Origin of the sequence: Microbacterium sp. SA39 (genome assembly GCF_000967865.1) — a bacterium.
In the GTDB taxonomy this organism is placed as follows: Bacteria; Actinomycetota; Actinomycetes; order Actinomycetales; family Microbacteriaceae; genus Microbacterium.
In genome coordinates, this window is sequence record NZ_JXRU01000035.1 from 181,135 (window position 1) to 196,100 (window position 14,966).

General features: G+C 67.2%; 14 protein-coding genes. 6 read left to right on the top strand and 8 right to left on the bottom strand.

The genetic code is table 11. From position 1 onward, the window contains the following. Positions 1-37: 37 nt before the first annotated feature. Genes RS85_RS12040 through RS85_RS12070 form a run of 7 tightly spaced genes read right to left on the bottom strand, consistent with a single transcriptional unit; the run spans position 38 to position 7,910 of the window. On the bottom strand, positions 38-499 hold the full coding sequence (locus RS85_RS12040) for a ribose-5-phosphate isomerase (RefSeq protein WP_046013685.1): 462 nt from the start codon (positions 497-499) through the stop codon (positions 38-40). Beyond that, the gene (locus tag RS85_RS12045) at positions 496-2,208 is read right to left on the bottom strand and encodes a dihydroxyacetone kinase family protein (protein ID WP_046013686.1); all 1,713 of its coding nucleotides are present in this window, start codon (positions 2,206-2,208) and stop codon (positions 496-498) included. Before RS85_RS12045 ends, RS85_RS12040 begins: the two co-directional genes overlap by 4 nt. Next, positions 2,205-3,209, bottom strand: a complete 1,005-nt coding sequence (locus RS85_RS12050) for a sugar phosphate isomerase/epimerase family protein (RefSeq protein ID WP_082087602.1) — start codon at positions 3,207-3,209, stop codon at positions 2,205-2,207. The genes RS85_RS12045 and RS85_RS12050 overlap by 4 nt, the downstream gene beginning before the upstream one ends. Continuing rightward, positions 3,206-4,099 (bottom strand): ABC transporter permease, encoded by an 894-nt coding sequence (locus tag RS85_RS12055; protein WP_046013687.1) that lies wholly within the window; start codon positions 4,097-4,099, stop codon positions 3,206-3,208. Before RS85_RS12055 ends, RS85_RS12050 begins: the two co-directional genes overlap by 4 nt. Continuing rightward, entirely contained in the window at positions 4,077-5,294 is a 1,218-nt protein-coding gene (locus tag RS85_RS12060; protein WP_082087603.1) for an ABC transporter permease, read from the bottom strand. The genes RS85_RS12055 and RS85_RS12060 overlap by 23 nt, the downstream gene beginning before the upstream one ends. Further along, on the bottom strand, positions 5,291-6,859 hold the full coding sequence (locus RS85_RS12065; RefSeq protein WP_046013688.1) for an ABC transporter ATP-binding protein: 1,569 nt from the start codon (positions 6,857-6,859) through the stop codon (positions 5,291-5,293). Before RS85_RS12065 ends, RS85_RS12060 begins: the two co-directional genes overlap by 4 nt. Position 6,860: 1 nt before the next feature. Continuing rightward, the gene (locus RS85_RS12070; RefSeq protein WP_046013689.1) at positions 6,861-7,910 is read right to left on the bottom strand and encodes a BMP family lipoprotein; all 1,050 of its coding nucleotides are present in this window, start codon (positions 7,908-7,910) and stop codon (positions 6,861-6,863) included. A gap of 160 nt (positions 7,911-8,070) precedes the next feature. On the opposite strand from RS85_RS12070, the gene RS85_RS12075 reads away from it, so the two are divergent. Together RS85_RS12075 and RS85_RS12080 are read left to right on the top strand one after the other, a co-directional pair. Beyond that, a complete protein-coding gene (locus RS85_RS12075; RefSeq protein WP_046013690.1) occupies positions 8,071-9,393 on the top strand; it encodes an aspartate aminotransferase family protein in 1,323 nt (440 codons plus the stop codon). Then, positions 9,390-10,139 (top strand): SDR family NAD(P)-dependent oxidoreductase, encoded by a 750-nt coding sequence (locus tag RS85_RS12080; RefSeq protein WP_046013691.1) that lies wholly within the window; start codon positions 9,390-9,392, stop codon positions 10,137-10,139. The genes RS85_RS12075 and RS85_RS12080 overlap by 4 nt, the downstream gene beginning before the upstream one ends. Positions 10,140-10,202: 63 nt before the next feature. Here RS85_RS12080 and RS85_RS12085 read toward each other — a convergent pair whose 3' ends face one another. Next, positions 10,203-10,865: a FadR/GntR family transcriptional regulator gene (locus tag RS85_RS12085; RefSeq protein WP_046013692.1), complete on the bottom strand. Its 663-nt coding sequence runs from the start codon at positions 10,863-10,865 to the stop codon at positions 10,203-10,205. Positions 10,866-10,927: 62 nt separating this feature from the next. On the opposite strand from RS85_RS12085, the gene RS85_RS12090 reads away from it, so the two are divergent. The 4 genes from RS85_RS12090 to add are packed head-to-tail and all read left to right on the top strand — an operon-like array spanning position 10,928 to position 14,932. Beyond that, positions 10,928-11,599 carry a cyclase family protein gene (locus RS85_RS12090; protein WP_046013693.1) on the top strand — a complete coding sequence of 224 codons (672 nt, stop codon included), beginning with the start codon at positions 10,928-10,930 and terminating at the stop codon, positions 11,597-11,599. A 21-nt stretch (positions 11,600-11,620) separates the two neighbouring features. Then, positions 11,621-12,580: a nucleoside hydrolase gene (locus tag RS85_RS12095; protein WP_046013694.1), complete on the top strand. Its 960-nt coding sequence runs from the start codon at positions 11,621-11,623 to the stop codon at positions 12,578-12,580. After that, positions 12,577-13,866, top strand: a complete 1,290-nt coding sequence (locus tag RS85_RS19050) for a M20/M25/M40 family metallo-hydrolase (RefSeq protein WP_052703548.1) — start codon at positions 12,577-12,579, stop codon at positions 13,864-13,866. The genes RS85_RS12095 and RS85_RS19050 overlap by 4 nt, the downstream gene beginning before the upstream one ends. Further along, positions 13,859-14,932 (top strand): adenosine deaminase, encoded by a 1,074-nt coding sequence (gene add / locus RS85_RS12105; RefSeq protein ID WP_046013695.1) that lies wholly within the window; start codon positions 13,859-13,861, stop codon positions 14,930-14,932. The genes RS85_RS19050 and add overlap by 8 nt, the downstream gene beginning before the upstream one ends. Positions 14,933-14,966 lie beyond the last annotated feature (34 nt).

Below are 14,966 nucleotides of genomic sequence, written 5' to 3' on the forward strand. Positions count from 1 at the left end.
TCGCCGGCCGAGCCACCGTCGGCACCGCCCCTGTCTGTCATGATTTCGCCTCCAGCAATCGAATACGGTCGACCTTGGCCGCGGAAGCGCTCTCCGGATCGAAGCGGTAGCCGAGCCATTCGCTGACGAGCCGCCGAGCAAGCTCGAGGCCGACCACCCGCTGGCCCATCGTGAGCACCTGCGCATCGTTTGACAGCACCGAGCGCTCCACGGAGTACGAGTCGTGCGCGGTCACCGCACGGATGCCGGGAACCTTGTTCGCAGCGATCGCGACACCGAGGCCCGTCCCGCAGACGAGCAGCGCGCGATCAGCGTCACCTGCCGCGACCTGCCTCGCTGCTGACGCGGCGACATCCGGGTACGGCGTATGCCCGTCGGCATCAACGCCGACGTCGACCACGGAGACGACCCGCGGATCACCCTCGAGATCGCGTTTCAGCGCTTCCTTGTATTCGAATCCTGCGTCGTCGCTGCCGACAACGATGCGCCACTGCGTCATGCGTCCACCTCCATGTGTGAGAGTGCCTCCACGATGTACCCGAAGGAGATTGCTCCGGCGTCGGGGTGACCGATGCTGCGTTCGGCAAGCGGGCGCGCTCGGCCGAGCCGCGGGGCGAGGGACGCGGTCTCATGGGCGGCGCGTCGCGCGACGTCGACCGCGAAGGACCAGGAGTCCGACAGTGACGTTCCACCGTCGTGGCGCGCGCGCAGTTCGGCGGCGAAAGGCTCGAACGCGTCGACCATCGTCTTGTCGCCGACCTCGGCCTTACCCAGCCGCTGAACAGCAGCGAGCCCCGCCTCGACGGCGGACACCACGGCATCCGCATTCCCACCGCCCCCGTCGCGCAAGGCTCCCGCCGCCGCGGAGATGGCGGCGGCCCAGAGGGCTCCCGAGGTACCGCCGGCTCGTTCCGACCAAGCATCGGCGGCGGCCGTGAGCGCGGCATGAGCGCCGGCGCCGGACTCGACAGCGGACCGGGCCGCGTCGTCGGCGGCGGCGATTCCGCGCGCCATCCCGATGCCATGATCTCCGTCTCCGGCGATCGCATCGATTCGGCCCAACTCTTCCTGATGTTCGACGAGAGCCGCCCGCACGAGACCTGCGGCCTCCAGTACTGCCGGGGCCAGCCGGGCGAGGGTCGCCGTTTCGGCGGTGAACCCGGCGTCTTCGGCAACCTCTCCGACCAGCTCGGCGGTCGCCTGCCCCATCTCCAGCGCTCCCTTGCGGTACGCGGGAGTCGCCGCCGCCGCACGCCACAGCGGTTCGAGCTCGTCATCCAGCCACACGAGTGTGAGGGACAACCCGCCCATGTCGAGACTCGTGACGAGTTCACCGCACTCCGGTTCGACCAGGTCGAGACCCGCGTCGCGAAGAAGTCGGCCCGCGGCACCGAAGACCACGAAGAGCTCCTCGTACGAGACCGATCCCAGCCCGTTGACGAGAACCGCCACCCGGCCATCGGCTCCGTCGGGCCGCTCCGCAAGAAGGGCTTTCACCAGCGTGGACGCGAGATCGGACGCCGTTGCCAACGGCACATCGCGGATTCCCGGTTCCCCGTGGATTCCGAGCCCGACGGACATCTGCCCATCCGGAACGGTGAACAACGGCTCCGTCGCGCCCGGCAGCGTGCATCCGGAGAAGGCCACTCCCAGTGTTCGGGTGCGGGCGTTTGCGAGACGGGCGAGACGCTCGACCTCGTCGAGAGAATCGCCTCGATCCGCCGAGGCTCCGGCGATCTTGAAGACCGCGAAGTCACCGGCGATTCCTCGCCGCTTGGCTTGCTCCTCGGCCGGGGCGCTTGCGATATCATCCGTCACGAGCACCGTCCGCACGTCGATCCCGTCGCCGGCGAGGCGCTCAGCAGCGAGGCCGAAGTGCAGGACGTCGCCGGCGTAGTTTCCGAAGCTGAACAGGACGCCGCCTCCGCTGTCGGCCGCTTTCGCCACTCGATACGCCTGTCCGGCCGATGGCGATGTGAACACGTTCCCGCATACCGCGCCTGTCGCCAATCCGGGTCCGACGATGCCGGCGAACGCCGGGTAGTGGCCTGAGCCCCCGCCGATCACGACCGCGACCCGCCCCGGAGTCGTCGCGGTGCTGCGCACCACACCCCCGTCGACGCGTCGCACGTAGCGCCCGTATGCTGCGACGAGACCGTCGATGGCGTCGTCGGCGAACTCCTCGACCGTGTCGATGACTCTGGTCATGGGCGGTGTCCTTCCGTCGGAGCGGTACGCGGGAGGATGGTTCGCAGGTAGTCGCGGTTCTGCGCACTGACGCTCAATCCGTCGCCGCCGTAGTGCTCGCAGGTGATGGTGCCCGCGAAACCAGCGGCGATCGCCTCCTGCACAGCCCAGCGGTAGTCGATGAGGCCGAGCGCCATCGAGGTGGGGACGGCAGTGTAAAGACCCGCTGTCGCATCCTCATCACGCGCGTAGTTCTTGACATGCCAATAGTTCGTGTATGGCAGCACGCGGGTGAGAACCTCGCGCCAGTCCTCGATGGGACGGTGCAGGCGGATGAGGTTCCCCGTGTCGGGGTTGAGCCCGACGTTGTCACGGTCGATCTCCTCGACGAGTCGCACCGATGACTCGGCGGTACCGAGGTACGTGTCCTCGTACATCTCCAGGGTGAGCAGCACGCCGACCTCGCTCGCGTGATCGGCAAGTTCCCGGATGCTGCGCACCGCAGCATCCCACCGGTGAAGGTCCGCGGGGTCGTTGACGGCGCCCGATTCGGTCCAGAACCACAGCGCCTGCTTCTGCGCGGGATGAAGAGGCTCGTGCAGCCCGAGCGAGAAGACGGGTGCCCCGAGCTCCGCGGCGGCATCGATCGAGCGGTGGCTGTACGCGAGGTTGGCCTTCGCGGAATCGGCGTGGATCACCGATCGACGGATCGCTGCGACGGCGGCGATCCTGAGACCGGCGTCGTCCGCCGCGGCGCGCAACTCCGCGCGTTCCGCAGCGTCGAGATCGCCGGCCTTCAGCCACACGTCGGTGAGCTCGACCTGATCGAATCCGGCGTCGGCGACCTGGAGCAGACTGGCTCGCCAGGCGTCGGGGCCGAGGGCGCGCACGCTCGTCCCGTCGGGCAGAGGGTCGGGGAACTGCAGTAGTCCCGCGGCGATCGGCCAGCTTTGACGGTCGAGGGTCGCCGCGTCGTGCGTTTGCGCGCGCCGTGATGCGGCCGGGAGGGAGGTGATGCTCATACGAGTCTCAACCCGCCTTTCTTGACGAGGTAGCGCATGCCGCTGACGGCGAGCGCGAGGATGGTGACGACATAGGGCAGTGCCAGGATCGGGTCGGTGGGAATGGTGGTGCGCACCTGCAGCACCGTTGCGAGCGCCTCGAAGAGCCCGAAGGCAGAGGCGGCCAGCAGTGTGCCGATCGGATGCTTGAGTCCGAGGTACACCGCGGCGAGCGCGATGAATCCGCGGCCCTGCACCATGTCGCGCACGAAGGTACTGGTCGTGAACAGTGAGAGCTGGGCTCCGGCGAGCCCAGCCAATGCGCCCGACGTGATCAGCGCGCTCCACTGCACGCGCTGAGGCGAGATGCCGGCTTCGATGACGGCCGATGGATTGTCGCCGACCGCCCGCGTCCAGAGACCCCAGCGGGAGTTGAAGTACATCCAGACGAACACCGGAACGCCCAGGATGAGGAGCCAGGTCAGTGGAGATGCGGCGGACAGGGCGTCGAGCACCGGGATGCCCGACAGGAAGGGCAGCTCCACGGCGGGCAGCGGGGTCGACCGGACGTTCTGCGCCGTGCCTGTATCTCGGGTGAGCGCGACCAGTGCGAGCACCGTCCCGCCGGCGGCGAGGAGGTTCACGGCGATGCCGGAGAGGATGATGTCGGCGCCGAAGCGCAGGTGCGCGACCGCGAGGATCATGGCCAGGATGGCGCCGATCGCGCCCGCTGCGAGCAACCCCACCCACGGACCGAGCACGGTGGCCGACACGGCGGCTCCGACGAACGCGCCCCCGAGCATCATGCCGTCGAGTCCGATGTTCACCACCCCGGCGCGCACCGTGAGGAGGCACCCGAGGGCGGCGAGGATGAGAGGCGTGGCGAGCTCAAGAACGCTGGCGAGGAACACGGCTGCTCCTTTCGGTGTCCTCTTCCGCCGTGGGAGTCACGTCGACGGAGGAGGTGTCGGATGCGGAAGTGGTCGGTCGGCCTGAAGCGCCCTTCGGGCGGCCGAGCAGGGACTTCGCCGGGTGCGCGGTCGCCAGGGCCACGGTGGTGCTCGACGCGGCCGGATCGACCACGGTGCGATCCGCCCGCTGCTCCCAATACCGCATGCCGGCGGCGAGCACGAGGATGATCACTCCCTGGAGCACCACCACGATGTCGCGCGGGACGTTGGATGTGATCTGGATGACGTCGCCTCCGGTGCGGAGGAAGCCGTAGGCCAAGGCCATGACCGGCACGAGGATCGGACGATTCGCTGCGAGCAGAGCGACGAGGATGCCATCGAAGCCGATGCCGGTCGCCATGCCGAGGATGAGACGGTTCGTGCCTCCGAAGGCGATGGCCGCACCCGCGAGACCGGCGACAGCACCGGAGACGGCGATCGACAGCCAGATGAGTCGCGCCACGGGCATGCCGTTGGCGTGGGCGAACCGCGGACTCGATCCGACGACGCGCAATCGGTATCCGAAACGGCTGCGGTTGAGCACGAGGCTCGTGATGAGGCAGACCGCCACACCCAGGACGAGGGTGGTCGAGATCGCCGGACTCGATCCGACCGTGGGGAACCACGACGACGGATCGAAGAACTCCGACACCGGGAATCCTGCGTCGGCGGGTTGCAGGAACTCCTTGACGACGAACGCGAACAGGAAGGTCGCGATGTAATTCATCATGAGCGTCGTGACGATCTCGTCGGCGCCGAGATAGGCCTTCATCAGACCGGAGATCACTCCCCAGAGAAATCCTGCGAGGGCGGCCGCGACGATCGCGAGCGGTAGCGCGAACGGCGAGGGACCGAGCATCAGCACGAGAGCGCCCGAGAGCAGGGCCGCGACGAACACCTGACCTTCGGCGCCGATCGAGAACATCCCCACGCGGAACACCAGGCACACGCTGGCTCCCGTGATCATCAGGAAGCTTGCATACGACAGCCACTGCGCGATGCGGCCCGGGCTCGAGACCGCACCCGAGAACAGACCCTGAAGTGCGGACATCGGGTTATCGCTCGTCAGAGCAAAGAGGCCGTAGAGACCGACGACGACGCCGAGCAGGACGAGGCCGACTGTGACGGCGGTCTTCGGACGGATGGACATTCTCATGGGGATTCCTCGGTCTTGTCTCCGAGCATCAGGGTGCCCAGACGCGCGATGTCGACGTCTTCAGAGTTCTGCAGGTCGGCCACCGCTCTCCCCTCGCGGAAGATGACGATGCGGTCGGCGATCGCCAGAACCTCGTCGAGATCGCTGGACTGCACGATCACCGCGGCGCCCCGATCCGCAGCGTCGGACAGACGCTGGTGGACACTCGCGATGGCCCCGATGTCCAGCCCACGAGTCGGCTCGCACACGATCAACAGCCGTGGGTCGGTCGAGATCTCGCGGGCCAGGACGATCTTCTGGATGTTGCCGCCGGACAGCGTGCCCGCTCGTTGTTCCGCGTCACGACAGCGAATGTCGAACCGTGCAATCATCTCGTCGGCGTGGGACCTCGAGGCGCGTCGGCGGAGGAAGCCGCCGCGGACGAATCGAGGATCGGTCAGACGGTTGGCGATGAGGTTCTCCCGGATCGAGAGGTCGCGCGCGACGCCGGCCATCAGGCGGTCTTCGGGAACGTAGGACACCCCTCGGCGCATGGCCGTGAGGCGATCCCATCGGGTGCGCACCTGACCGTCGAAGAAGATCTGACCGCCCGTGCGCGGGCGCGCACCGGCGAGGGCCTGACAGAACGTCTGGTGCCCCTGCCCGTCGATTCCGACGAGCCCGAGGATCTCGCCGCTCCGCACGCTCAGCGAGACCCCCTGGACGCGGGCTGAGGAGTCGGCCGCCACATCGAGATCCGTGACGGTCATGACATCCTCCCCCGGTGCGCGGCCGGAGCGCGTCACCACCGGACTCTCTCCACCGACCATGTCCGACACCAGCCGATCGGTCGTGACCGAGCCCGTCCGGTGTGCGGCCACGACGCGACCGTGTCGCATGACGGTGATGTCCTGCGTGAGCAGCTCGACCTCCTCGAGCTTGTGCGTGATGAAGAGGACGGAGACCCCGGAGGCACGCAGACGTCGCACCGCCTCGAAGAGCCCGAGGCGCTCTTGCGGGGCCAACAGAGCGGTCGGCTCATCGAGGATCAGGATGCGGGCGCCTCGGTAGAGGGCCTTGAGGATCTCCACTCGTTGCTGCTGAGCGATGGTGAGCTGATCGACGCGCCGGGTGAGCGGCACAGCGAGCCCCGACTCCTGGGCGACCTGAGCGATGCGTGCGCGGGCGACGGATCGTTTCACACCGAGGGGTGAACTGACTTCTGCGCCGAGCGAGATGTTGTCCAGGGCAGTGAGCTCGCCGACGAGACCGAAGTGCTGGAACACCATTCCGACACCCGCGGCGATGGCATCGCCGGGTCGGCGGAAGTCCTGAACCGCGCCGTCGATGACGACTTGGCCGGAGTCGGGTCGTTCCACGCCGAAGAGGATCTTCATGAGCGTCGACTTGCCCGCGCCGTTCTCGCCGAGCACCGCGTGCACGGTGCCCCGACGGAGGGTGAGATTCACACCGTCGTTCGCCGCGACACCGCCGTACCTCTTGACGATGTCGTGGAGCGTGAGCACGACCTCGTCCTCGGGGGGCGCTCCGCCCTCCGACGACGAGGCCTGCAGTGTCCGGGTCATGTCACTCGCCCGTCAGGAGGGATTCGTATTCGCCTGCCGCCACGGCCTCGGTGATCGCATCCACCTGATCCCGGATCTCCTGCGGGACGGTCTCCGTGTACAGGTCGGACTCCACGATCCAGATCGATCCGTCCGCCACGCCGAACGAGCGCGTCTCTCCCACTGGCAGGGTGCCAGCGCCGGCCTGGGCGACGGCGTCCTGCACCGACTCCCGTGTGCTCGTGGTCGCCGCGGTAAGGACCACCGGGGTCCCGTTGATCTCCGGACTCGTCGTCTGCACCTCGGCGTTGCCGATCGCCCAGACCTCGCCGTCTGCAGCCGCCTCGAAGACGCCGGTGTCGGTGCCTCCGGACGCGGTGAAAACGATCTCGGCCCCCTGTCCGATCATGTCGGCGGCGATCGCCTTACCCTTGACCGGGTCGGCGAACGAACCCGCATATGCCTTCAGCACTTTCACGTCGGGAGCTACGGAGGCGACTCCGGCCTCGAAACCGTCGATGTAGTCGTTGATGGTCGGGATGTCCTGACCCCCGACGACTCCGACGACGCCGGTGCCGGTGACGCGGTCGACACCGGAGGATGTCTCGAGCAGTCCGGCGAGCACTCCGGCAAGGAAGCCGGTCTCGTCATAGCGGTAGGTGATCGAGTAGACGTTCGGAGCGTCGACCACGGCGTCGAAGATCGCGAACTGCTTGTCGGGGAAGCGGGTGGCCGCCTGTGTGAGCAGGTCGACCATGGCGAAGGTCGACGTGATGATCGTGGCGCTCTCACCGTTGGCGAGATCGTCGAGCGCAGGTTGCCAACGGGTGGGCTCGTACCCGGCCTCCACGATCTGAGTGGTCCAACCGGCCTGCTCGGCGCCGGCCTCCACGCCCGTAATGGCCTGATCGAAGAATCCGCCGTCGCCGGCGGTGCCGGGCACCATCATCGCTACGGATTCTGAGCCGGTCGAGCCGGAACCGGAATCGGATGATGTCCCGGAGCATCCGGTGAGAACGAGCGCCGCGACGCTCGTCGCGCCGAAGGCGACGGAAAGGCTTCTGGTACGCATGGTCACTCCTCTTCGAGGTCCACATCACCGGCGTGCGGGATTGCAGGGTGGGTGGTCCGACTGGTATAACCAGTAATACCGCAGATCGAATCCAAGACGCAAGCACGTCGAGCGGAAATAACGCAGGCGAAACAAGATCGCAACATCCCAAGGAGGGGTCATGACCACGGTCACCTCGGCGCTGGAGCTCTATACGCACAGGACGCCGACCTCGAAGCGCCTGTTCGACGAAGCGCGACGAATCATTCCCGGTGGAGTGTCGCGCGCGACCCTCGCGTTCGAGCCGTATCCGTTCTACGCTGCCGACGCGGCCGGAGCGGTCATCACCGACGTCGACGGCAACGACTACATCGACCTCGTAAACAACTACACGAGCCTGCCGCACGGCCACGGACATCCTGGGACCACCCGTGCTGCCACCGCGCAACTCGCGGTCTCATCCGCGATCGGCGCCGCGCACACGCTGGAAGCCGAGTTCGCCGCCGAACTCCGCGGCCGCATTCCCGCCGCGGAACGTCTCCATTTCACGACCACTGGCTCGGAGGCTGTCGGCTTCGCCGTGCGCATGGGTCGCGTGGCTACTGGACGCACGCGTGTGCTGAAATTCGAGGGCGGGTTCCACGGTTCGCACAACGAGCTCTACCAGGACATCGCCGTCTCGCCCACCCTCGATAGTGGCACCGCCGTGCCTGCGCGTCCGGCGTCGGCAGGACTCGAACCGACGGGCACCATCACAGCGGTCTACAACGATCCCGAATCCGTTCGGGCCGCCTTCGCTCGCTGGGGCGGAGAGATCGCCGTGGTCGTGGTTGAACCGTTCCTCGGAAACGCCGCGCTTGTCACGGCAGAACCCGCATTCCTCGACGCGATCTTCGAGATCGCTCATGGGCACGGCGCGCTCGTGCTCTTCGACGAGGTACAGTCGCTGCGGGCCGGCTTCCATGGCGCGCAGGGCATCTGGGGATATACGCCCGACCTCGTCGCCCTCGGCAAGATCATGGGCGGAGGTCACCCGCTCGCGGCATTCGGCGGACGTGCAGAACTGTTCGAGTCGTTGCAGGGCCCGGATCCGGCGGTGCTGCAGACGGGCACGTTCACCGCGACCCCCGTCGCCCTCGCGGCGGGGCAGGCCGCGATGGCCGAACTGGATCCCGCCGCATATGAAGGTCTCGAGCGTCGAACCGAGAGGCTTCGGAGCGGCATCCGCGACCGTTTCGGTCGCGCGGGCGTCCCGGTACGGGTGAACGGCATCGGATCGATGTTCAACATCTCGATCTCGGATGTGGACGTGCGGTCGTTCCGAGCATTCCGCGCCGCCGACACGTCGTTGTTCTCGGCGCTGCGACTTGAGATGCTGAACCGGGGCGTGCTCATCATGCCTCGCGGAACGGGGTGCCTGAGTACCGCCGTAACCGATTCACAGGTCGACCATGTCCTGGTCGCGATCGAGGAAGGTCTGACGGCCGTGAGGGGAAACCGATGATCGCAATCGATCTGTCCGGACGCACGGCCGTGGTCACCGGCGGCTCCGCCGGCATAGGCGCGGCGTGCGTCACCGCACTGCAGGCCGCAGGAGCCCGTGTGCTCTCGCTCGACCCGAGCCTTCCCAGCTCCAGCGCGCCCGACGTGGCAGTGGTCGGCGACGTGACCGACCCCTCGGCCCGCCGCGACGTACTTCGCCGGGCCGAAGGTGCAGACATTCTCGTGAACAACGCGGCGATCCAGTACGAGCAGCGCTTGGGCGAGACGAGTTTGGAAGATCTTGAACGGCTGCTGCGCGTGAACGTCATCGGCGCGGTCGAGATGACGCGCGAGTTCGGCGCCGATGCGCCGGCCGGGGGCGCGATCATCAACATGGGTTCAGTGCTCGGAGTCACGGGCGACCCCGCTCTGGCGGTCTACAGCGTGAGCAAAGGCGCTGTGATTAACCTCACGCGCACGGCCGCGCTCGAGTACGCCGGCCGACTGAGAGTGAACGCCGTTCTCCCAGGAGCGATACGCACCCCGCTGACCACCAGGGCATGGGATGCGACCGGCGATGCGCGCGGCGCCGAGAAACGCATGTCTGCGATCTATCCAGTCGGCCGCGTCGGCGAGCCGCATGAGGTCGGCGCCGTGGTCGCGTTCCTCGCCAGCCCGCTCGCCTCCTTCATCAACGGCGCGCTCCTCACTGTCGACGGAGGGCTTCTGGCAGCCAACGCCGAGTGGGCCCTGGAGCGGCTCGGCTGAGTACCCCGAAAGCAGCCAGGCCCCGCCGGACCGGCGGGGGCTCCGCCCGGGGGGCGAGCAGGCTCAGCCGAGCAGCGAGCGGAGGAAGTCCCGGTGGTGGTCATACAGCGCCCGTGTCGCGGCGAGTGCGCCGACCAGCTCGCCGTCGATCACGCCCTCGGCGAGAGCGCGATGGTCCGCGAGGATCTCCTGACTCATCGCCCGTCCGTGCGGGCTGACGCGGATGGTCTGCGCGATCTCGTCGTTGATGTCGTCCCACAGCTTTTGCAACAATGGCGAACGCGCCGCTCGCACGATCGCCCTGTGTAACTCCAGGTCCGCGGCGGAGGTGTCGTCCGCGCTACGCACAGCACGCTCGAGCGCGTCCAACGCGGCACGCACCGCGGCCTTCTCGTGTGTATCGGCGCGTACCGCAGCGAGGCGGAGGGCCCCCGACTCGATCGCCTCGCGCGCATCGACGACATCGATCAGGCCGTAGTCCGTCGTCTGTTCTGTGGAGACGTCCGCATTGACGACGAACGCCCCCCTTCCCATCTGCACATCGATCACGTCGAGCATGCTCAGCATCCCCAGCGCTTCTCGGACGACCGGACGGCTGACGCCGTAGGTCTCCGCGAGCTGTCGTTCCGACGGGAGCTTCCCGCCCACCGGGTGAAGTCCCTCGCGGATCTCCCGCAACAGGTCGTCGGCGACGCGCGCCCGTTGCGTGCTCGTGCCGTCTTTCATGGCTTCCTCCTGGACCGGATAATTGGTCTATCCGGTAAGACCAGTTTGAGTATACTACGAACATGACTCAGGACAGCGAGGGTGACGGTGCCCGGAACAGATTCATCGACCTGACGATCCCGATCGCGCACGGGATGGACGCCTTTCCGGGCGAGCCGACAGCTCGCTTCACTCCATTCTCGACGCATCAGGATTCGGGCATCGAGATGTGGAGCGTCGACATCTTCAGTCAGCTCGGCACGCACGTCGACGCCCCCTCGCATTTCATCGCTGGAGGCCCGACCAACGAACGTCTGCCTCTGGAATCGATGATCGGTCGCGTCGCCGTCGTCGACGTGACTGCGGCTCCCGGAACACCTCTCACCGCGGCACATCTTGCAGATTCTATCCAACGCATCCGCTCCGCCGGCAGGGTGATCCTTCGCTCAGGCTGGGACACCCGGCTGGGCACCTCCGCGTATTGGGAGGGATTCGCTGAGATGACGCCGGAGGCCGCGGAGCTTCTCGTCGAGGCGGGTGTTCGCTTTGTCGGCATAGACACTCCCACACCGTCGCTCACACACCTGCACGACGTGCATCGCATCCTGCTCGGTGCCGGGTGCGTGCTGGCGGAGTGCCTCGTCAACACGGCAGAACTCTCCGCCGAGTCCTTCGTCATCTGTCTGCCGCTCCCTCTGGTAGGGATCGACGGAGCCCCGGCTCGAATCATCGCCATGGAACCCCTGCGCGACTGAACCCCAAGGAAAGGAACCATCATGACGACGAAAGTCATCATCGACACCGACACTGGCGTGGACGACGGCATGGGCCTGATCTACGCTCTGCTCTCTCCAGAACTCGACATCGTCGGGGTGACCACGAGCTTCGGCAACGTCGACGTGGACAAAGTCACGCGCAACACCGCTGTGATCCTGGAGCAGCTGGGCTCGGACGCACCACTGGGCAAGGGCGCAGGAATTGCTCTGGCCGGTGAGGTCCCTGTCTTCAACCCTCAGATACACGGGGACGACGGATTCGGCAACGCGAACCTGCCCGACCCTGCATTCTCGAATCTCGACCCGCGCTCCGCCGCGCAGATGACGATCGACCTGGTGAACGAGCACCCCGGCGAGATCGTCTGGATCGGCCTGGGTCCCGTCACCAATCTCGCTCTCGCCCTGCACCTCGACCCGTCGCTGCCTCAAAGGCTTCGCAAGATCGTCTGGATGGGCGGCGCCGTCGTGCATCACGGCAATGTCACCCCTGTCGCGGAGGCCGATGCGCTGCACGACCCGGAAGCCCTCCGGATGGTCCTCGACCAGGACTGGGAGTTCGTGCAGGTGGGCCTGGATGTGACCGACGATACCGTCTTCGGTCAGGCGGAGCTCGACGCCGTGCGCGCCTCGGGTACGCCGGGCGCGAAGCTCGTCGCTGCGGGTGCGCCGTCGTACATGGAGTTCTACGAGCCCATCCTCGGTCGCTACGCCTGCGCCATGCACTCCCCGCTGACCGTCGGCATCGTGGCGCATCCGGAGCTCGTCCTCGCGTCGGAGAAGCTTCGCCTGCACGTCGAACTCGAAGGCCGATACACGAGAGGTATGACGGTCGCCGACCGCCGCGTGGGTCGTGACGGGGGGCCGGTATGGAGCACCGCGCCTCTCGTGGACGTGGTTTTCGACGTCGACAGAGCGACCTTCATCGATCGTTATGTCCAACGAGTGACGGGCGCGGAATGACCGGCGTGATCGAGATCCGCGACGACGTGCGGACCTGGCTGCGCCAGGCTCCGCCGATCGAGGATGCGCTCGCGGAGATGGTGTCGATACCGAGCTTTCCGGCCACCGTCGAGCAGAACGACGTGCTCGACCGAGTGGATGCCCTGGTCGGCACTCCGGCGAAATCCTCGCATGACCGCTGGACCCCCGATTGGGAGCAGGTGGAGAGCCTGGAATCGCCGGTCGACGCCCAGCGCCTGTGGTCGCAGCTCATCGAACGCGATGAACGTTATGCGACCACCCTCCCGCAGCTCGACGTCTCGGTGCACACCGTCGGCGCTGCCGGCCCAACCCTCATGCTGAACGGCCACGTCGACGTGGTACCTGCCGACGGCCAGCCGTGGGGACATGACCCCTATCGTCCGTCGGTCTCTAACGGACGGATGTACGGCCGCGGCACCATGGACATGAAGGGCGGCCTCGTCGCGGCCGCCCTCGCATACCGCTACCTGGCCGAGAACTGGAGCGGCCCCGGCCGCATCTCCTTCGCCGCCGTCCCCGAGGAGGAGTCCGGGGGGAACGGCACGATGGCCGTCATTGCCCGGGGTCACTTCGCGGACGCCGTCGTCTTCGCCGAACCGACGAATCTCGAGGTCGTGCATCGCCACGTCGGCATCCAGGCCTTCGGCATCGATGTCGTCGGTCGCGCCGGGGGCATGCTCCGTCGCTCCTGGGGAACGTCGGCGGCGCCGACGCTCGCCCGCGCCGCCGTGGCTCTCGAAGAGCTGGAAGAGCGTCGTACCGCACGGGCGCACGTCGCCGGCGGCTACGACCCAGACGACCTTCCGGGGTTCGTCAACTTCCTCATCCACTCCGGCGATTGGCTGGCCACCCGCGCCGGCACCGGCGAGCTGCGCGGACTGATGGGGGTGCTTCCCGGCGAGACGCAGGAGCAGGCCGCTGCCGAGCTCGCAGAGGCCGTCGAGCAGGCGACCGCCGGTCGCCCTGGGGACGTCACCGTCTGGTCTCACGGAGGCCATCGGGGCGCCGAACTGAAGGCGACGCATCCCCTCGTCACGTCCTTCACCGGCGGAGCTGGGACACCCGACATCCTCGCCCGTCCGACCACATCGGGCACGATGGTCTGCGACGCCAAGATCGTGCACGGCGGCGGCTGGGCGCCGGCGATCGTGCTCGGTCCGACCGGCGACAACCTGCACGCTGCGGACGAGTGGGTCGATCTCGCATCGATCGCCAAGACCGTAGAACTCCTCGTCAGCGGGGCGTACCGGTACTTCGATGCATGATCTCTTTGACGAGTCTGCCATCCGCACCCTCCCGAAGGTCGTCCTGCATGACCACCTCGATGGCGGAATTCGCGTATCGACGTTGATCGAGCTGGCGGCGGCGAAGCGCGTCGCGCTCTCCTCGCAGGACCCCGAGGAGCTGCAGGCCTGGATTGTCGAAGAGTGTTCCGGCTCGCTGGATCAGTACCTGATCGTCTCTGATCTGATGGTGAAGCTTCTTACCGGTGACGCGGAGGCGCTCCAGCGCGTCGGCCGAGAGTTCGCTCACGACCTAGCGGCCGATGGCATCGTGTACGCCGAGGTGCGCTGGGCTCCGGAAGAGATGGCCACGCGGGGTCTGACCATCTCCGACGCCCTCGCTGCGGTGACTGCAGGGTTGGACGCCGGCGTAGCCGAGGTGAGCGCTCAGGGAAGACAGCTGCATATCGAGCAGATTCTGTGCGCGATCCGCACGGGCACCCGCTCGCTCGAGATCGCACGGCTCGCTCTCGCCCACCGCGGGAAGGGTGTGGTCGCCTTCGACCTCGCTGGCGCCGAGGCGGGACACTCTGCCGAGGATCACCGCTCAGCCCTCGATCTCCTCAAGCGGGAAGGAATGCCGGTGACCTTGCACGCCGGTGAGGCCGACGGCCCCGCGAGCATCCGCAGTGCAGTCGAAACTGGAGGAGCCGCCCGGATCGGACACGGCGTGCGGATCATGGAGGACATCGCCGATGACGATCAACTGGGCCCTACCGCGACTCTGATCCGAGACAGCGGTATCGCGCTGGAGATCTGCCCTCGTTCGAACATGCAGACCGGCGCCTCGGCGAGCCCGCTCGTCCGGCATCCGTTCGACCGGCTGCAGCGACTCGGGTTCCGTACGACCGTGAGCACTGACAACCGGCTTTTGAGCGGCACCACTCTGAGCGACGAGCTCTTCGACCTGGCCCGCGTCTTCGGTTACGCGTTCGAAGACATCGTGCAACTCCAGCTTGCCGCCGCCGAGGTCGCATTCATCTCGTCTGCGGAACGAGCCGCTCTTCGAATGAGCATCCGAGCCGGGGCCTCAGCGATCGCGCGATGAGTCCGGATGCCTTGGCCCTGTCACGGGGATAAAG